Genomic DNA, 18,138 nt, shown 5'->3' with positions numbered 1-18,138 from the left:
CGAAAGAGACCCTCCGCCCCGCATGGGTTTTAGAATTGCAGTGCCGGGCAGCTGTCGTTCTCGTAGTAGCTGACAACCGAGACATTGCCGTCGATAATGTCGCGCCGTGCGCTTTCGATGGCCGAGCTCATTTCTTCGGTGACCAGCTCTGCGTTGTTTTCGTCCATTGCGACGCCAACGCCTTCTTCGGCCAGACCCATCGAGAAGACACCGGTTTGCAGGTCTTCACCCGCCTTCATGGCGTCATAAACGGCAACATCCACGCGCTTGAGCATCGAGGTCAGCACTTTGCCCGGATGCAGGTGGTTCTGGTTGCTGTCCACGCCGATCGACAGGATGCCTTCGTCGGCTGCGGTTTGCAGAACACCAACGCCGGTGCCGCCTGCGGCCGCATAGATCACGTCAGCGCCCTGACTGATCTGCGCCTTGGTCAGTTCCGAACCCTTCACCGGGTCGTTCCATGCCGCGGGGGTGGTGCCGGTCATGTTGGCGACAACTTCGATATCCGGGTTCACGGCCTTGGCACCTTGGGCGTAACCGCAGCCAAAGTGGCGAATCAGCGGGATGTCCATGCCGCCGATAAAGCCAACGGTGCCCGACTGGGACGCCATCGCTGCCATCATGCCGACCAGATACGATCCTTCATGTTCCGCAAAACCGATCTGACGGATATTCGGAGCCTCCAGCCAGGTTACGTCAACCGCAACAAACTTGGTGTCCGGGTAATCACCGGCAACAGCGGCCAGCGGATCGGCCATGGCAAAGCCCATGGTGATGATCGGGTTGGCACCGGCTTCGGCAAAGCGGCGCAGGGCCTGTTCGCGCTGGGCTTCCGACTGAAGCTCGATCTCGCGGTAGGTTTTGCCGGTTTGATCTGCCCAACGCTGTGCGCCGTTATGTGCGGCTTCGTTGAACGACTTGTCAAACTTGCCACCCAGGTCAAAGATCAGCGCCGGTTCGGCCAGGGCTGCGCCAGCTGTCAGTGCGACCGCCGCAGCGGCACCCATCAGAGATTTCATGAGGGTCATTTCTTACTCCCGTTGTTTTTGTCGTTGGTCCAAGGCCAAGGATAGCCCCGATTACCCACTCAGAGCGAGCATAACTGTTGTGATGGCGGGAATTAAGGATGTTTGCAACAGGTGGGGTCAATAGATTTTTGACCGTTTGGTCCGAAAATTGCCACTTACCGTCAGGGCAGGGCGCATTCCATGACAATTGCGTCGCAGTTTGGCCCGTTTTCTCGGCGGTAGTAGCCCTTGCGCTGACCACACACCCGGTATCCGCAGCGATGGTATAGCGCGATTGCGGGCCGATTGTCGGCGGCTACGTCCAGAAACGCCCGTATCGCGCCCAGTTGCGCGGCCTTTGCGTGCCAGTCGTTCATGCATTGCAGGCCCAGCCCCTGCCGTTGATGGCTGGGGTGAGTCGCGATGGTCAGCAACTCCGCCTCATCCGCAATCACCTGAAACAGGGCGAAGGCTTTGGGCGTTCCGATGCAGTGGGTGAACGGGTTGGCCAGCAGGTCAGCGAACTCGGACGCCGTCCAAGGACGGGATTGGGTGAAAGCGGCGGCATGTGTTGCGGCCAGATCCCGAGGTGTCATTCGTCCAGCAAGACCGGAGGCGTGTCGCTGGACGGTGCCGCATCGGCGGGGCGGACGTATAAAGGCGCAGGCGGCAGGGTTTCGGTGTCCCATCGAAGTGCTGCAACCCGCGCAATGGCTTGCGCCTGTGCTGCCGGGTCGGGGCAGAAGTAGAGCGGCCCCAATGCCTTGGCCTCATCCAGCTGTATCAGGCGTGCGGGCAAGTCAGCCGTTTGCACATAGACCTGATCGCGCGGTGCCGGGATGGTGGGGATATGGGTGTCCGGGGCAATGTCGGCCAATGCGTCAAAACCAGACACGCCCACGGCGGGGACGTTCAGGCCCAAGGCCAGCCCCCGTGCTGCCGATACCGAAATGCGAATGCCGGTAAAGTTTCCCGGCCCGACGCCCACGCCAATGGCGTCCAGATCTGCCCAGCTACTGCCAGCCTGTGCCAACACCTCTTCCAATAGGGGCATCAGCCGTTCGGCCTGTCCGCGTGACATGGCCTCGGCCACGGATAGGACGATCTGTCCGCCCCGTAGCAAAGCGGCCGCGCAATGCGCGGCCGATGTGTCAAATGCCAGTATTGTCGGGTCAGACGGCAACCGGACGAACCTCGGTCACTTCGGGGATGTAGTGGCGTAGCAGGTTCTCGATACCCATTTTCAGGGTCAGTGTGGACGAGGGGCACCCGGCGCAAGCGCCCTGCATATGCAGGTAAACCACGCCCCGGTCAAAGCCGTGGAAGGTGATGTCACCACCATCCTGCGCCACTGCGGGCCGCACACGGCTGTCCAGCAACTCTTTGATCTGGTTGACGACTTCTGCATCTTCGCCGGTATGCTCCGCATGACCGGATGCCGTTGTTGCGTCCGCACCCATAACAGGTTGACCGGACTGGTAATGCTCCATCACCGCGCCAAGGATGGCGGGTTTGATGTGGTCCCACTGCACGTCATCCGATTTGGTCACGGTGACAAAGTCGTTCCCGAAGAACACGCCGGTCACGCCGTCAACGCCGAAGATGCGCTTGGCCAGAGGGGATTTCTCACCCGCTTCGGCGGTTGGAAAATCGGCTGTTCCCGCCTCAAGCACCGTCTGGCCGGGCAAAAACTTCAATGTGGCCGGGTTTGGGGTGGATTCGGTCTGAATGAACATGGGACAGCTCCGTCTAAGGTGCCATTGATATGCGCGTCGCAGTCGGGGAAGTCAAGATTTGGAACTATTCTAAATTGAGGCGGCGTAGCCCAGCGCCTGATCCAGCCGGTCATCGCCCCAAAACAGCTCATCCCCGATCAGAAAGCTGGGCGCACCAAAGATACCCGCCGCCTTGGCCCGATCCGTTTGCTGAAACAGCGCGGCCTTGACGTCCGAATCCGCCGTTCGCTGCAACAGATCAGACGGCAGATCCGCATCGCGCAGACAGTCCAGCAGAGTCCCTTGATCCGAAATCTCGCGACCCCGACCAAACTCGGCGCTGTAGACGGCGCGGACAAAACGCGCTTTTTGGTCCGGCGGGTCGATGGCCAGAACCAAACGCGCCGCATGCAGGCCGTTCTGCGGGAACGGGTCCGGGCGTTGAAACGGCAAGGCGCGCGCGGCACATAACCGCTCCATATCCTGCCACATATAGCGGCCTTTGGCGGGGTAGAGGTTGAAGGGCGACGTGGTCCAGCCCTGATCGGCAAAGATCGGCCCCAGCAGGAACGGCTGCCAGTTCACGGTCACGCCCTTGGCGGTGGCGGCCTGTTCAATGCGCATGGCGCTGAGATAGGAATAGGTCGAGGCGAATTCGAACCAGAAATCGACGCTCGCCGCCATCTCAGGTAATTTCTTCCAGTTTTTCCTTGCTCAGATCGCCGGGCACGATTGTGATCGGGATTGGCAGGCTGCCCGAGTTCTTCGTCAACTGCGTGACCAGCGGGCCGGGCCCCTTCTTGTCGGTGCCCGCCCCAAGAACCAGCACGCCGATTTCGGGGTCGGACTGCACGTGCTCGATGATCTGAGGCACCGGATCGCCTTCGCGGATCGCCAGTTCCGGCTCGACGTTTTGTTTGTCGCGCATCCACTTGGCGAACACTTCGTAATGCGCGTGAATACGCTCGCGCGCTTCTTCGCGCATGACCTCGGCCACACCGATCCAGTGGTTAAACTCGTCCGGCGGGATGACCGACAGGATCGTGACGCCGCCGCCGGTATGGGCCGCGCGCATTGCGGCAAAGCGCATCGCATTCAGGCATTCACGGCTGTCATCCAGTACGACCAGGAACTTGCGCATGGGTGTCCTCATTCTTTTTTGGGGATGATGCCCGACCGATTGCGCGCTGGCAACTCGGGCAATGCCCACATATTCAGCTAGCGATCGCTGGCAGCCCAATCCCAATAAAGACCACGGGCGCGGCGGGCAATAGGGCCAATCTGAAATTGCGTGTCGTCCAGCGCGGTTACCGGCGTCACCTTATTCATGTTCCCGGACATGAACACCTCATCCGCCTGATGGAAATCGTCAAAGCCCAGAATCGTTTCATGCACGGTGACGCCATCGGCGCGCAGGTTCTTGATGTGACGCGCGCGGGTGATCCCGGCCAAAAAGGTGCCGTTGGGGATCGGGGTAAAGACCTCACCGTCCCGGACCATGAAGATATTGGCGGTTGCGGTTTCGGCCACATTGCCCATCGCGTCCGCAACCAGCGCGTTCGAGAACCCTTTGGAGCGCGCCTCCTGCAGCATGCGGGCGTTGTTGGGGTAAAGGCATCCGGCCTTAGCATGCACAACGGCAGATTCCAGAACCGGCCTGCGAAAACGTGTGGTTGTCAGCGTGGTCGAGGCCGTCTCGGGCGCCATCGGAATCTCTTCCAGGCAAATTGCGAAACCGGTGCTGTTTTCCTTTGGAACAATGGCAGTGGCGTCACCATCGATCCCCCAATACATCGGGCGAATATAGACGCCTGTGTCCGGGCCGTAGGCCTGCAGCCCGTCGCGCACCAGATCGACCATCTGTTCTGGCGTCACCGTTGGCGTCAGCATCAGCGCCTCAGCCGAGCGGTTCACGCGGGCGCAATGGGCCAAAAGATCCGGGGCCATGCCTTCGAAATACCGCGCCCCGTCAAACACTGACGAGCCCAGCCACGCGCCATGGTCGGCGGCACGCATGATCGGAGAGTCCCCATCGTGCCATTGGCCTTCGAAATAGGTGCGGATATTCTTGCCCGTTGCCATGACGCCCTCCCAAGCTTTGGGCAAACCTAGGAGGGCGTCAGGCGAAGGTCCAGTGTAATCAGCGCGATGTTGCGCCGACCATACCCACAATGTCGTAGGTCTGGCGCAGGATCGGTGCGGTGATTTCGCGCGCGCGTTCAGCGCCACGTGCCAGAATGCGGTCGATCTCGGCCTGATCGTTCATCAGCCGCGCCATCTCGGACGAGATCGGCGACAGTTTCTCGACCGCCAGTTCCGCCAGCATCGGTTTGAACTCACCGAACTGTTTGCCGCCCACATCTGACAGCACCTGTTCGGCGCTTTGATCTGCAAGGGCGGCGTAGATGTTCACCAGATTGCGCGCCTCGGGGCGGTCTTCCAGACCATCGGGTTCTGAGGGCAGCGCATCCGGGTCCGTCTTGGCCTTGCGAATTTTCTTGGCGATCGTGTCGGCATCGTCGGTCATGTTGATCCGGCTCATATCCGATGGATCGGATTTGGACATCTTCTTGGACCCGTCGCGCAGGCTCATGACCCGCGTGGCCGCGCCTTCGATCACCGGTTCGGTAATGGGGAAGAAATCCACGCCGAAATCGTTGTTGAACTTGATCGCAATGTCGCGTGTCAGTTCCAGATGCTGCTTCTGGTCCTCGCCCACCGGAACATGGGTCGCGTGATAGATCAGAATGTCGGCAGCCATCAGCGACGGGTAGGCGAACAGACCCAGCGAGGCATTCTGCTGGTTTTTGCCCGCCTTGTCCTTCCACTGAGTCATCCGCTGCATCCAACCCATCCGGGCGACACAGTTGAAGATCCAGCCAAGCTGCGCGTGCTCAGGCACCTGACTTTGGTTGAACAGGATCGACTGTTCCGGATCAATGCCCGCAGCGATGAACCCGGCGCATAGCTCGCGGGTGTTGTGGGACAGCGCAGCGGGGTCCTGCCATGTGGTGATCGCGTGCAGGTCGACCATGCAATAGATGGTTTCGAACTCTGGCCCCTGCATGTCCACAAAGCGCTTCATCGCCCCCAGATAATTGCCCAGGGTCAGCCCGCCCGAAGGCTGGATGCCGGAAAACACGCGCGGCGTGAATTGGGTCTGGGTCATCGAAGGGAACTCCCGTCTGGAAAAATCAGCCCTCGTCGCTTACCCATGAGGGTCAGGGACGTCAACAGCCGCGAAAGGCCCGCCCAATATGAGCAGTGAGCATTACACACCCGCCGTGAACCCCCTGCCGCCCGTCGTGGTGGCGCTGGTTCTGTTCATCATCGGGATCGAACTGGCCTTCACGCTGGGCGCGCGCGGGCTGGTCGGAGGGCCAGGTGCAGTAGGCTGGCGGTTGGATGCGCTGCAGAGCTACGCCTTTTCGGCGGATATTTTCGACTGGATGGTGCTGAACGGTCGCTGGCCGTTCGAGCATGTCATCCGTTTCGTGACCTATCCCTTTGTCTCGACCAATTTCACCCAAGCGGTGTTCGTCTGCGTCTTCGTGCTGGCCATGGGCAAGATGGTCGGAGAGGTCTTTGGCGGCTTTCCGATGCTGTTGATCTTTGTGCTGTCCGGCGTGGGTGGCGCGCTGGCCTATGCGTTGATCCTTGATCCTTCGTATCCCTTGGTCGGAGGCTTCCCACCGGTCTACGGATTGATTGGGGCCTTTACATGGCTGTTGTGGCGCAAGCTGTCTCTGGTCGGCGAAAATCAGGCACGGGCTTTCCAGTTGATCGCCGTGCTGATGGGTATTCAACTGCTCTTTGGGTTGCTGTTCGGCGGGACGTCCGATTGGGTGGCCGATCTGGGTGGGTTTGCCACCGGTTTCGGACTGTCGTTCTTCCTGGCCCCAGGCGGTTGGGCCCGGATCAAGGGCCGCATTCGGCGGGATTGATCAGGACCGGCGCAGGGCGCGCTTGAACTCGGACAGTTTGAATGCGCCCAACAAATGGCCAAGCGCGAAATACGCAACCGCCGCCACGACGATCAGCGCCAGTAACGCGAGATAGCGCCAGCCCGCCAGCGCGAAGGCCCAGCCGAACAGGTGGATTGCGGCAAACAGCACCACGCCCATTCCGATGGAAGCCGCAACAATCCGCCATGCGCGCAGTTTGAACCGGTCATCAAACCGCGCTTCGTCCCCCATGCGCCGCGCACCGATGGCCAGCAGGGCAACCATCGCCCATCCGGCAACCGACGCTGCAATGGCGGGTGCGATCCATCCGACCACAGGGTATAGACCAAAGGCCAAAGCCGCATTGATGATCATGGCAACGACAGCATAGCGGAAGGGGGATTTCGTATCCTCGCGCGCGAAATACAGCGGTTGCAGCAGTTTCTGCAGCATGAAGGCCGGAAGCCCGACGCCGTAGATCGCCACGGCGAGCGCTGTGGCGGCGGTATCCTCGGCGCTGAACTGGCCGCGCTCGAACAGAACTGAAACCAAGGGTATCGGGATGATCAGAAACGCCACGGTCGAGGGCAGCGTGAGCAGCAACATGAACTCGCCCGCGCGCGAGAAGGCGTTGCGCGCACCTTCCTTGTCGTCGGCGCGCAGACGGCGGGACAGGTCGGGCAGCAAGACAATGCCGATGGCAATTCCGACAACGCCCAGAGGCAACTGATACAGACGATCAGCGGCAAATAACCAACTGACGGCTTTCTCGGTCTTGGATGCCACCAATTGACCCACCACCAGATTGACCTGCGTAACCCCCATGGCCAACGCGGCAGGGACCGCAATGCGAACCATGTTGCGCATTTCGGGTGTCAGGCGCGGCAGGCCCACGCGGATACGGATACCCGCGCGCTCGGTCGCGACCCAGACCAGAGCCAGTTGAGCGACCCCGGCGACAGGGATCACGGTGATGAGCCAGCGAATGACCTCACCGCCAGACATCGCGCCGAAGATAAGCGCCGAGCACGCAAAGATGTTCAGCAAAACGGGCGCGGCAGCGGCGGCTGCAAAGCGGCCCGTCGCATTCAGCACGCCCGAAAACAAGGCCGCCAATGACATGAACAGGATGTACGGAAAGACGACGTAACCGTAATCGACGGCCAGATCGAACCGCTCATCGCCATAGAACCCTTCGGCCGTCAGCCACACGAGGCCCGGCATGAACACCATTGCCACACCGACCAGCGCCAGCACGGCTGCGCCAAGCAGGTTGAATGCATCCTGTGCGAACCCTTCGGCGTTTTCACCACCTTCAAGCCGTTTCGAAAACATCGGCACAAAGGCCGCGTTGAACGCCCCTTCGGCGAAAAACCGGCGGAACATATTGGGCAGGCGGAAGGCCGCCACAAACGCGTCCATCACCGGCCCCGGGCCGATATAGGCGGTCAACAAGATTTCCCGCAGAAAGCCCAGAATGCGGCTGGCCAGAGTCCAGAACCCAACCGTGAAGAAACCCGAAAACAGCCGGATCTGCTTCATGAGGCCGCGCGCTCGGCGCCTTCGGTGATCGCGGTGCGCAGTTTGGCCTCAAGCCCGCGCTGCTTGCTTTCCGAGTGGTATTTCAGCCCGAACATATCCTTGACATAGAAAGTATCCACCACCTGTTCGCCATAGGTCGCGATCACGGCGTTGGCGATATAGACATTGGCCGCCGCCAGCGTCCGCGTCAGGTCATAGAGCAGGCCGGGCCGGTCGCGGGTATCAACCTCGATGATCGTGTAAATCTCGGACCCGTCATTGTCGAAGGTGATATGGGTCGGCACGTTGAACGCGCGCTCGCGTTTCTTGATCTTGTCGCGTGATTTCAGCGCCTCGCGGGCGACAACCTCGCCTTTCAGGGTTTTGTGGATCATCTGGGTCAGACGCGGCAGGCGCGCGGCCTCGAAGGGGTGGCCCTCGGCGTCCTGTATCCAGAATGCGTCTGTCACATAGCCGTCCTTGGTGGTGTAGCTGCGCGCATCCACCACGTTCGCCCCGACCAGCGCCAGAGCGCCCGCAATCCGCGCAAAGATACCGGGGTGGTCGCCCATGGCAAAGCAGGCGCGGGTCGCGTCGCGATCCTCGTCCGGGTGCAGACGGATTTCGACTTCGCCCGGATCACCGCTGCGATCCAGCGCGCGCAGCATGTCCGCAAATTCGACATGCGTCGCCACGTTCAGACCCTGCCAATAGGGTGCGTAGTGCCGCCCGGTTTCGACCTTCAGGTCGGCCTTGGACCAATCCGCAAGCTGGGCCCGCAGCGCCTTTTTGGCCTCGGTCCCGCGATTGGCGCGGTTCAGGTCCTCCATTCCGGTCTCAAGCGCGCGTTTGGTTTCGGCATGCAGGGCCCGCAACAGGGTGGCTTTCCAGTTGTTCCAGGTGGTCGGCCCGACGCCGCGAATGTCGCAGACCGTCAGCACGGTCAACAAATCCAGCCGCTTGACCGTCTGCACGGCTTTGGCAAAGTCCCTCACGGTGCGCGGGTCAGAAATATCGCGTTTCTGCGCCATGTCGGACATCAGCAGGTGATAGCGCACCAGCCATTCGACCGTCTCGGAATCCCCCTTGTTCAACCCAAGCCGGGGGGCCACCTTGCGCGCGATCTGCGCCCCCAGGATCGAGTGATCCTCGGGCCGCCCCTTGGCGATATCGTGCAGCAGCAAGGCCACATACAGAACCTTGCGGTTGACGCCACCTTTCAGGATCGAAGAGGCCAGAGGCAAGGACTCCATCAACTCTTCGCGCTCGATCTGGGCCAGGTTCACGATGCACTGAATGGTATGCTCGTCCACCGTATAGCTGTGATACATGTTGAATTGCATCATCGCGACGATGGGCTCGAACTCGGGCAGGAAGGCCGATAACACGCCCAGTTCGTTCATCCGCCGCAAGGCCCGTTCCGGGTTGCCGTGTTTCAGCATCAGGTCCAGGAAAATGCGCCGCGCTTCTTTGTCGTTGCGCATGTCCTCGTCGATCAGATGCAGGTTGGCTGTTACCAGCAGCATTGCGTCAGGATGGATTAACATACCGGTCCGCAACCCTTCCTCGAACAGGCGCAGCAGGTTCACCTTGTCTGCCAGAAACGCGTCCGGATCGGCGATGTTCAGACGCCCGTGCACAACGCTGTAGCCCTGCTTGACCCTCGGGCGACGCCGGAAGATCCGTTCTAGCAGCGGGGCACCTTTCACATGCGCGGCCTCCAGCTTGGTCAGGAAGATCCGCGTCAGCTCGCCCACGCGCGTCGCCTCGCGGAAATAGCGCTGCATGAACACCTCGACACCGCGCCGACCGGCCCTGTCTTCGTAGCCCATTCGCGCCGCGACCTCGACCTGCATGTCAAAGGTCAGCTGTTCCGTCGCACGCCCCGTCACCAGATGCAGATGAGAGCGCACGGCCCACAGGAAATCCTCGGCCTCGACAAAGGTCTTGAATTCTTCAGGTGTGAACAGACCCAGCGGCACAAGCTCGGCCACATCCTGAACGCCGTAGATGTATTTTGCGATCCAATACAGCGATTGCAGGTCGCGCAGCCCGCCCTTGCCTTCTTTCACATTCGGTTCGACCATATAGCGCTGGCCCTGTTTCAGGTGGCGTTCGTCGCGTTCCTTTAGTTTGGCCTCGATGAACTCGCGCTCGGTCCCTTTGAACAGGTCGGATTTCAGCTTGTTGTCCAACTCCTCCGCCAGGGCCGTGTCACCGGCCAGATAGCGCTGTTCCAGCATCGCGGTGCGGATGGTGAAATCTTCGGTTCCCAACCGCAGGCAGTCTTTGATGGTGCGAGAGGAATGCCCCACCTTCAGCCGCAAATCCCACAGGATGTAGAGCATGGATTCAATCACGCTCTCGGCCCAGGCGGTGATCTTGTAAGGCGTCAAAAACAGCAGATCGACATCCGAGGCCGGGGCCATTTCGCCCCGCCCATATCCGCCAACGGCCAGAACGGCGATCCGTTCGCCTTGCGTCGGGTTGGCCAGCGGGTGCAGACGCTCGCTGGACACGCGCATCGCCGTGCCGACCAGTTGATCGGTCAGGTGCGTATAGGATCGGGTCAGAGGCCGCGCATCAAACGGGCGCGCCGCAAACGCATCCGCAATGGCCTTGCGCCCGGTCTTCTGCGCATGCCGCAGGATTCGCACGGTTTCCGAACGGATCGCGGCATTGTCCGCGCAGGCTTCAAATGCAGACGCCAGCTGCTTAGTCACACTGGCGCTGTCGAAAATATCCTCGGCGGGGCAGATCAGCACGGTGTCGGGCGCGGCAACCAGACCGGGTCGATCAGAAACCGGCGCCAGAGAAGCTTTGTGGGGCAGGGTCAATCACAACCACCTGTTTGTTCTGGATCGTGGCGACGGCCAGACCGCGTTCGTTGGTGCCGTTCGGACGCAGACGGAAGATGCCGCCGACGCCCTGGAAACCGGCGTTCTGTGTCAGGGCCGCCCCGGTCAGCGCGTCGGATTTGCCTTGCGAGACCAGTGCGCCGATGGCCGCGATGCCGTCATAGGCCAAGCCACTGATAGGATGCGGGGCCTCGCCGTAGGTCGCGTTATAGCGCTGGCGGTAGGCTTGTGCCTTGGAGGGGTCCGGCAGGGCGAACCAACCGCCCTGAACACCCGGCAGTTCCAGCGTTTGCGGTGGGATGTCCCAGCGGGTCAGGCCGATGAATTGCGTCGTGGCCGGTGAAACGCCTGCCTCTGGCAGAAGCTGGGTGAACAGGGGCAACGCACCGGCCGTTGTTGCTGTCAGGAACACCGAGTCCGCGCCCGACGAATCCACTGTTGCCTTGACGGTGGGAACCGCGTTGATCACCCCTTGTTGCGAGCGGTCATAGCCCACAGTGCCCGCGTTGTTGACCGGGCTGGAGTTCAGCGCATTGGCAATGGCCGACTGGCCCAACTGGCCCGCCGCGTCATTGCTGTGCACAATTACGGTGCCGGTTTTACCTTGCGAGCCTGCATAGTTCACCAACCGGTTTGCGGTGTTCTGGAATGTGGGACCAAGCACGTAGACATTACCGCCCGCGATGCTGGTGTTGTTCGAAAAGGACAGAACATTGACGTTGTTGTTCAGCACGGCCAGCCCGGCCGCGTTGGCCGCTTGTGCGTAGACCGGTCCGATGATGATCTTGGCCCCGTCCGACACGGCCTGCTGCGCAACAACGGATGCGGTGCCCGCGTTTCCGGCAGTGTCATAGACCCGCAGGTCGATCTGAACGTTCGGAAGGTCGTTCATCGCCAGCCGCGCCGCGTTCTCAAGGCTGCGCGCCAGTGCGGCGTCTCCCGCCTGACCTGACCCGCTTGGAACCAGCAGGGCGACCGGGACAGGTTTCGATGTGTTGATCGATGGCCCGCCGCCCAAACCGCCAACTTCACAGGCAGCCAGAAACGCCATGGTGGCCAGGGCAGCAGCGGCCTTCGCCAGCTTGCTTACGGGCTTGCAAACGGTAAACATCTAAAAGAAAACTCCCTGATCCGGCGGCGACGGGCGCTGCTATTCTATCGAGCCGCGATAATAAACGTCATGCTGTGAGGGTCCAGCTTTGAATTTCCAAAAGATCAGATTGGCTGCGGGCCTGTATTTTGTTGCCACTCCGATCGGAACCGCGCGCGACATTACGCTCAGGGCGCTGGATATTCTGGCTTCGGCGGACGTGATCGCGGCGGAAGACACCCGCAGCCTGCGCCGATTGATGGAGATCCATGGCATCCCGCTGGATGGTCGCCGAATCCACGCCTATCACGATCACAGCGGCGCGGGCGCGCGCGGCAAGATTATGGACGCGCTGGCACAGGGGCAGTCGGTTGCCTACGCGTCCGAAGCCGGAATGCCACTGATCGCCGATCCGGGCTATGATCTTGGGCGGCAAGCGGCCGAGGCCGGATATACAGTGACCTGTGCACCAGGGCCGTCTGCGGCTTTGGCGGCCCTTACGCTGGCGGGTTTGCCAACGGATGCGTTCTTTTTTGCAGGCTTTCTGCCGAATGCGTCCGGTGCTCGGCGCAGCCGAATCGAAGCCCTGCGTGATATTCCCGGAACGCTGGTGTTTTACGAATCGCCCAAACGCGTCGCCAGCAGCCTGTCCGATCTGTCCGACGTTCTGGGCGCAGATCGTCAGGCCGCTTTGTGCCGGGAACTGACGAAGAAATTCGAAGAAATCAAGCGCGGTACGCTGGGCGAACTGGCGCAGGCCTATCAGGGTCAGACCGTGAAGGGCGAGGTTGTCTTGCTGGTGGATCGCAGCCATTCGCAAAGTGTTAACGAGTCTGACGTAGAAGAGGCTTTGAAACAGGCCTTGCAGACGCATTCGGTTCGGGATGCCGCGGATCTGGTGTCGCAGATGTATGATCTGCCCCGGCGTCCGATCTACCAGAAGGCCCTGAAATTGGGAAAGGGATGACATGGCACAGCGTTCGGTTCGGGGATCAGTGTCCTATCACGCGGGTCAGGCGGCGGAACTGCGCGTCGCTACAGATTACGAACGCCGTGGCTTTTCCATCGCACATCGCCGTTGGCGCGGTGCCGGGGGTGAAATTGATCTGATTGCACGCGATAGCGATGGGCTGGTCTTCATCGAGGTAAAGAAAAGCGCCAGTTTTGACATGGCCGCGGCCCGTATCACACGGCGGCAAACGGAACGGATTTGCGCCTCGGCTGCGCAGTTTCTGGAAAACGAACCTGGCGGGCAGCTAACGAATGTGCGGTTCGACGCGGCATTGGTTGATCGCTCGGGTGCGGTCCAAATCATCGAAAACGCGTTTGGACAGGCCTAAGCCCCATTGAACCCCTCGGCCTGCTGCGCCATGTATCTGGCATGAAGTTGAGGGACATGCCATGAAAATCGCCTTTCAAATGGACCCGATCGGGGCCGTGGACATCAATGCCGACAGCTCTTTCCGCCTTGCGGAAGAGGCGCAGGCCCGCGGGCACCAGCTGTTCTTCTACGGCGCGGACCAATTGGCCTATCAGGAAGGCCGGATCACCGCGCGCGGTCAGGACATGACGGTGCAGCGTGTGCCCGGAGATCCGGCGGTGCTTGGACCGGAACGTGAGGTCGATCTGGCCGAGTTCGACGTCATCTGGCTGCGACAGGACCCGCCGTTCGACATGCATTACATCACGTCGACCCATCTGCTGGATCGCCTGAAAGGTCAGGTTCTGGTGGTCAATGACCCGTTTTGGGTTCGCAACTTCCCCGAAAAACTGCTGATCCTGGATTTCCCCGATCTGATGCCACCGACCACGATTGCGCGGGATCTGCGGACCATCAAAGCGTTCAAGGACAAGCATAAGGATGTCATCCTGAAACCCCTTTATGGCAATGGCGGTGCAGGCGTGTTCCGGCTTGATGCCAACGATCGCAATCTCACGTCCCTGCATGAGCTGTTCTCGGGCTTCTCGCGCGAGCCTCTGATCGTTCAGAAATTCCTGCCCGATGTCAAAAACGGCGACAAGCGCGTGATCCTGGTCGACGGGGAAGCGGTGGGCGCGATCAATCGTGTCCCGGCCGAAGGCGAGACGCGTTCGAACATGCATGTGGGTGGACGGCCCGAAAAGATCGGGCTGAGCGAACGCGATCTCGAGATTTGCGCCACCATCGGTCCAATTCTGAAAGAAAAGGGCCAGATTTTTGTCGGGATCGACGTCATCGGCGACTACCTGACCGAGATCAACGTGACCTCGCCCACTGGCATTCAGGAGCTGGAGCGGTTTAACGGCGAGAACATCGCCGAAAAGATCTGGCAGGCGATTGAGGCCAAAGTCTAGGCCATCACCCTGGCGCTGATCCGGAAACTCAGCGCCTCGGCCACATGGGGTCTGCGAATATCGGGCGCACCATCCAGATCGGCGATGGTTCGCGCGACCCGCAGGATGCGGTGAAAGGCGCGGGCCGACAGGCCGAACCGGTCGGCGGCTTTCAGCAACAGGTCTTTGCCTTCGGGATCCGGGGCTGCGACCTCTTCCAGCAGTTTACCTTCAACATCCGCGTTCTGGCGGACGGATGGCGTATCTGCGTAGCGCGTGGCCTGAACCTGACGCGCCTGTTCCACACGTGTCGCGACGGTGGCCGAGCTATCGCCGGATGGCGGCAGATCAAGGTCGGTAAAGGCAACAGGCGGAACCTCGATCCGCAGATCGAACCTGTCCATCAACGGGCCGGAAATACGGTTCAGGTAATCCTCGCCGCATCCGGGCGCACGGGAACAGGCGCGGGACGGATCGGTCAGATAGCCGCATTTGCAGGGGTTGGCTGCGGCGACCAGCATGAAACGGCAGGGATACTTCACATGCGCATTGGCGCGCGCCACCATCACTTCGCCTGTCTCAATCGGTTGGCGCAGGGTTTCCAGCACCGTCCGGGGGAATTCGGGAAACTCGTCCATGAACAGTACACCGTTATGGGCCAATGAAATCTCGCCCGGTTTTGCGCCCTTGCCGCCACCAACAATCGCCGCCATCGAGGCCGTGTGGTGCGGCTCGCGGAAGGGTCGCGCGCGGCTGATGCCGCCTTCATCCAGCAGCCCGCAAAGGGATTGGATCATAGACGTCTCCAGCGCTTCGACCGGTGTAAGGGGCGGCAGAATGCCGGGCAGGCGTGCGGCCAGCATTGATTTGCCCGAGCCAGGCGTTCCGATCATGATCAGGTGGTGCCGTCCGGCTGCGGCAATCTCAAGCGCGCGTTTTGCACGTTCCTGCCCTTTGACGTCGCGCAGATCGCGGGCGCTGGGCGACAGGTTTACCTCACCCGGTTTCGCCGCGGCCAGAGGAGACTGGCCTGAGAAATGGCGGACGACGTCGCCCAGAGACCCGGCTCCGATCACCTGAGTGGCATCGACCCATGCCGCCTCGGCGCTGGATGCGCGCGGGCAAAGCAGCGCGCGATCCTCGGAGGCGGCGGTCATGGCGGCGGGCAAAGCGCCGACCACGGGCACCAAAGACCCATCCAAGGACAACTCACCCAAGGCAACTGTGCCGTCGGCGGCATCTGCCGGAATGATCTCCAGCGCCGACAGCAGGGCGACGGCGATGGGCAGGTCGAAATGGCTGCCTTCTTTCGGCAGATCGGCGGGCGAGAGGTTGATGGTGATCCGCTTCGACGGCAGGGCAATGGCCATGGCGCTAAGCGCGCTACGGACCCGGTCGCGCGCCTCGGACACGGCCTTGTCCGGCAGGCCGACGATGGAGAACGCAGGCAAGCCCGGCGATACGGCGCATTGCACCTCGACCGGGCGGGCCTCGACCCCCTGAAAAGCAACGGTATGAGCGCGGGCAACCATGTTGATCCTGTTCTTGGTTAACAGGACGTTGCTGCCATGGTTGCGGTTTAGGAATCGTTAACGGCAGCACGCATGGCGGTGAATTTGGGCCATGCCTCGGGGTCAGCCACGGTTTTGTCGCGGCAGAACGAATTGCAAAAACCCCAGCGTTGTCCGTCCAACTCCAGAAAATCGGTCACCGGTTTGCCGGAATAGGGGCACATCGTGTTAACTGACGGGCCGGGTTCGGCGGCCATGGCCGTTGAAACACCGCCCACTGGCCATGGCGCAATGGGCAAATCCAAAGCGTAGGGAAATGGCTTATATTCAACCGTCAGCCCCATCGCGCGCCATTGGCGTACCGATGTATCGCTCAGCAGTTCGATGCAGTAGTCGCGATTGGCCTCGGATACAGGCAGGCCGTAGCCAATGATCCGTGCCGCCACCGGCGTGTAAAACACATCGGCCAGAGAATACGCGCCAAAAAGCGGTCCATCCTTGGCCCCCGAGATACGGCGCGCGTGGGCCCAGAGTGTTTCGATACGCGCCAGATCAGTCAGCGTGTCCTCAGATGGAGAGAACCCCTGCCAGACATGCTTCAACTGCATCGCGCATTGGCCGCGCAGGGCGGTGAAGCCGGCGACCATCTCGGCGCATAACCAACGCGCCGTGGCCCGTTCCGCCGGGTCACTGGGCCATAAACCGGCGTCCGGGTGACGTTCGGCCAGCGTTTCGGCCATGGCGAGGCTTTCGCCCACGACTGTTCCCTCGGGCAAGCGCATCGCGGGAACAAGCCGGGCCGGAGACAGTGGCTCCATATCCTGCGCCATGGTTCCGGAATAAAGGCCGATCATATGGGTTCGATAGGGCAGGCCGAACTTTTCCAGCATCAGCCAACCGCGCATGGACCAGCTGGAAAACAGCCTGTCGCCGATAAAAAGGTCATAGGTCATAAAGGGACGATGACGCAGCGCGTCGCGCAGGTAAATCAGTGATTTGTGCGCCGCCCGATCACGGAAGGTGATTGATTACACCAGCCGACCAGGCCTGACCGTCAAATACCAGATGGGTCACGGACAGGTTGTCGATGCGGTGCGCAAAGGTCTGTTGCGCGTCCAGATCCAGCGCGCGCTGAACCTGTGTCAGGATCACACCGAAATGGGCGACGATGACCAGATCGTGGCCCCGGTGATTGGCGATCAGGGTGTCAATCGCGCCATCGACCCGCGCGCGCACCTCGTTCCAGCTTTCGCCTTGTGGCGGGCGAACGTCGCCGGGGTTGTCCCAATAGGCGAAGGCCAGTTCGGGGTCTTCGGCCTCGATTTCGGCAAAGCCGCGCAATTCCCACGCGCCGAAATTGATCTCGCGCAGGTCCGGGTGATGGGGCAAACGGCGGCGTGTGCCTTGGATAGCTGTTGCCGTCTCCAAGGCGCGCGACAGGTCCGAGGACACGACTATTGCCGCGGGCGGCAGGTAGTCATGCAGGCGTTCCAGGGCGGCTGTGTCGCTCAGATCAGCCGGAAGATCGGACCAGCCAACCATGGTTTTGGCATGGGTCGGGCCATGGCGGACAAGGTGCAGCCGGGTCACGGCAATGTCCCCTTCAGAACCATCGGCAAGCCTGCCGTCACCTGTACCGCCAGATCGGCACGAGCGGCCAGGGCGATGTTCAAGCGACCCTGCGCCTCGCGAAAGCGGCGGGCCAGAGCGTTTTCGGGTACGATCCCATGACCTACCTCGTTGGACACAACGACGATCTGCGCCGCGCAATGCCCCAGCGCGTTCAGCAGGTCAGCCTGCGCCGTGGCCAGATCGGTTTCGGCCAGCAGGTGATTGGTCAGCCACATGGTGGCGCAGTCGATCAGGCAGATCTGATCCGCCTTCAATCCCGCCAAAACCGGGGCCAAATCCAAAGGTGCCTCGACCGTCAGCCAATCCGGGCCGCGTTGGGCGATATGCTGATCGACCTTTTGGCGCATTTCATCATCAAACACTTGTGATGTGGCCAGATAAACGCGGCTTTTCCGCGATGAAACAACCAGTTGTTCGGCAAAAGCCGATTTGCCCGAAGCAGCCCCGCCCAGCACAAAGGTTAAATCGGGCAGCACAATTCTTACCTTTCTAGTGATCCACCTGCTTGTGCTCTGCGTATCGACGACAGGTCGGCAAGGCAAGCCCG

General features: G+C 61.1%; 19 protein-coding genes. 4 read left to right on the top strand and 15 right to left on the bottom strand.

Annotated features, from left to right (window positions below; translation table 11 throughout):
• Nucleotides 1–29: 29 nt before the first annotated feature.
• From ACR0KJ_RS14465 to trpS, 8 genes are all read right to left on the bottom strand, one after another.
• Nucleotides 30–1,028 carry a BMP family ABC transporter substrate-binding protein gene (locus ACR0KJ_RS14465; protein ID WP_170455603.1) on the bottom strand — a complete coding sequence of 333 codons (999 nt, stop codon included), beginning with the start codon at nt 1,026–1,028 and terminating at the stop codon, nt 30–32.
• Between the two features lie 161 nt (nt 1,029–1,189).
• On the bottom strand, nt 1,190–1,603 hold the full coding sequence (locus tag ACR0KJ_RS14460; RefSeq protein WP_170623994.1) for a GNAT family N-acetyltransferase: 414 nt from the start codon (nt 1,601–1,603) through the stop codon (nt 1,190–1,192).
• On the bottom strand, nt 1,600–2,190 hold the full coding sequence (gene tsaB / locus ACR0KJ_RS14455) for a tRNA (adenosine(37)-N6)-threonylcarbamoyltransferase complex dimerization subunit type 1 TsaB (RefSeq protein ID WP_480626996.1): 591 nt from the start codon (nt 2,188–2,190) through the stop codon (nt 1,600–1,602). Before tsaB ends, ACR0KJ_RS14460 begins: the two co-directional genes overlap by 4 nt.
• Nucleotides 2,180–2,743 (bottom strand): NifU family protein, encoded by a 564-nt coding sequence (locus ACR0KJ_RS14450; protein ID WP_170455597.1) that lies wholly within the window; start codon nt 2,741–2,743, stop codon nt 2,180–2,182. Before ACR0KJ_RS14450 ends, tsaB begins: the two co-directional genes overlap by 11 nt.
• Before the next feature lie 69 nt (nt 2,744–2,812).
• Nucleotides 2,813–3,406: a 2-hydroxychromene-2-carboxylate isomerase gene (locus ACR0KJ_RS14445; RefSeq protein ID WP_170522293.1), complete on the bottom strand. Its 594-nt coding sequence runs from the start codon at nt 3,404–3,406 to the stop codon at nt 2,813–2,815.
• A 1-nt stretch (nt 3,407) separates the two neighbouring features.
• On the bottom strand, nt 3,408–3,863 hold the full coding sequence (locus ACR0KJ_RS14440; RefSeq protein WP_170455593.1) for a universal stress protein: 456 nt from the start codon (nt 3,861–3,863) through the stop codon (nt 3,408–3,410).
• Between the two features lie 77 nt (nt 3,864–3,940).
• On the bottom strand, nt 3,941–4,804 hold the full coding sequence (locus ACR0KJ_RS14435; RefSeq protein WP_170522295.1) for a branched-chain amino acid aminotransferase: 864 nt from the start codon (nt 4,802–4,804) through the stop codon (nt 3,941–3,943).
• A 58-nt stretch (nt 4,805–4,862) separates the two neighbouring features.
• On the bottom strand, nt 4,863–5,891 hold the full coding sequence (gene trpS, locus ACR0KJ_RS14430; protein WP_170522297.1) for a tryptophan--tRNA ligase: 1,029 nt from the start codon (nt 5,889–5,891) through the stop codon (nt 4,863–4,865).
• An 88-nt stretch (nt 5,892–5,979) separates the two neighbouring features.
• Between trpS and ACR0KJ_RS14425 the strand changes: the two genes are divergently transcribed.
• Nucleotides 5,980–6,666, top strand: a complete 687-nt coding sequence (locus ACR0KJ_RS14425) for a rhomboid family intramembrane serine protease (RefSeq protein WP_480626995.1) — start codon at nt 5,980–5,982, stop codon at nt 6,664–6,666.
• Here ACR0KJ_RS14425 and murJ read toward each other — a convergent pair whose 3' ends face one another.
• From murJ to ACR0KJ_RS14410, 3 genes are read right to left on the bottom strand one after another with little or no spacing between them, the layout of a single operon-like run.
• Nucleotides 6,667–8,208 carry a murein biosynthesis integral membrane protein MurJ gene (gene murJ / locus ACR0KJ_RS14420; RefSeq protein ID WP_480626994.1) on the bottom strand — a complete coding sequence of 514 codons (1,542 nt, stop codon included), beginning with the start codon at nt 8,206–8,208 and terminating at the stop codon, nt 6,667–6,669.
• A complete protein-coding gene (locus tag ACR0KJ_RS14415; protein WP_480585746.1) occupies nt 8,205–11,024 on the bottom strand; it encodes a [protein-PII] uridylyltransferase in 2,820 nt (939 codons plus the stop codon). Before ACR0KJ_RS14415 ends, murJ begins: the two co-directional genes overlap by 4 nt.
• Nucleotides 10,984–12,156: a penicillin-binding protein activator gene (locus ACR0KJ_RS14410; protein WP_170455582.1), complete on the bottom strand. Its 1,173-nt coding sequence runs from the start codon at nt 12,154–12,156 to the stop codon at nt 10,984–10,986. The genes ACR0KJ_RS14415 and ACR0KJ_RS14410 overlap by 41 nt, the downstream gene beginning before the upstream one ends.
• Before the next feature lie 88 nt (nt 12,157–12,244).
• Here ACR0KJ_RS14410 and rsmI point away from each other — a divergent pair, with 88 nt between their 5' ends.
• The 3 genes from rsmI to gshB all read left to right on the top strand — a co-directional run bounded on the left by rsmI (nt 12,245) and on the right by gshB (nt 14,469).
• Entirely contained in the window at nt 12,245–13,102 is an 858-nt protein-coding gene (gene rsmI / locus ACR0KJ_RS14405; RefSeq protein ID WP_170455580.1) for a 16S rRNA (cytidine(1402)-2'-O)-methyltransferase, read from the top strand.
• Nucleotide 13,103: 1 nt separating this feature from the next.
• A complete protein-coding gene (locus ACR0KJ_RS14400; protein WP_170455578.1) occupies nt 13,104–13,475 on the top strand; it encodes a YraN family protein in 372 nt (123 codons plus the stop codon).
• A gap of 61 nt (nt 13,476–13,536) precedes the next feature.
• Nucleotides 13,537–14,469, top strand: a complete 933-nt coding sequence (gene gshB / locus ACR0KJ_RS14395) for a glutathione synthase (RefSeq protein WP_170455576.1) — start codon at nt 13,537–13,539, stop codon at nt 14,467–14,469.
• Here the strand turns inward: gshB and ACR0KJ_RS14390 are convergent.
• The 4 genes from ACR0KJ_RS14390 to cobU are packed head-to-tail and all read right to left on the bottom strand — an operon-like array spanning nt 14,466 to nt 18,067.
• Nucleotides 14,466–15,980, bottom strand: a complete 1,515-nt coding sequence (locus ACR0KJ_RS14390; protein WP_480626993.1) for a YifB family Mg chelatase-like AAA ATPase — start codon at nt 15,978–15,980, stop codon at nt 14,466–14,468. The genes gshB and ACR0KJ_RS14390 overlap by 4 nt on opposite strands.
• 47 nt (nt 15,981–16,027) lie before the next feature.
• The gene (locus ACR0KJ_RS14385) at nt 16,028–16,912 is read right to left on the bottom strand and encodes a glutathione S-transferase (protein ID WP_170455571.1); all 885 of its coding nucleotides are present in this window, start codon (nt 16,910–16,912) and stop codon (nt 16,028–16,030) included.
• A gap of 58 nt (nt 16,913–16,970) precedes the next feature.
• Nucleotides 16,971–17,549 carry a histidine phosphatase family protein gene (locus tag ACR0KJ_RS14380; RefSeq protein ID WP_170455569.1) on the bottom strand — a complete coding sequence of 193 codons (579 nt, stop codon included), beginning with the start codon at nt 17,547–17,549 and terminating at the stop codon, nt 16,971–16,973.
• On the bottom strand, nt 17,546–18,067 hold the full coding sequence (gene cobU, locus ACR0KJ_RS14375; protein WP_480626992.1) for a bifunctional adenosylcobinamide kinase/adenosylcobinamide-phosphate guanylyltransferase: 522 nt from the start codon (nt 18,065–18,067) through the stop codon (nt 17,546–17,548). The genes ACR0KJ_RS14380 and cobU overlap by 4 nt, the downstream gene beginning before the upstream one ends.
• Nucleotides 18,068–18,138: the final 71 nt, after the last annotated feature.

It is taken from the genome of Ruegeria sp. AD6, from assembly GCF_056542325.1.
This window is presented reverse-complemented; position numbering and strand designations above follow the sequence as displayed.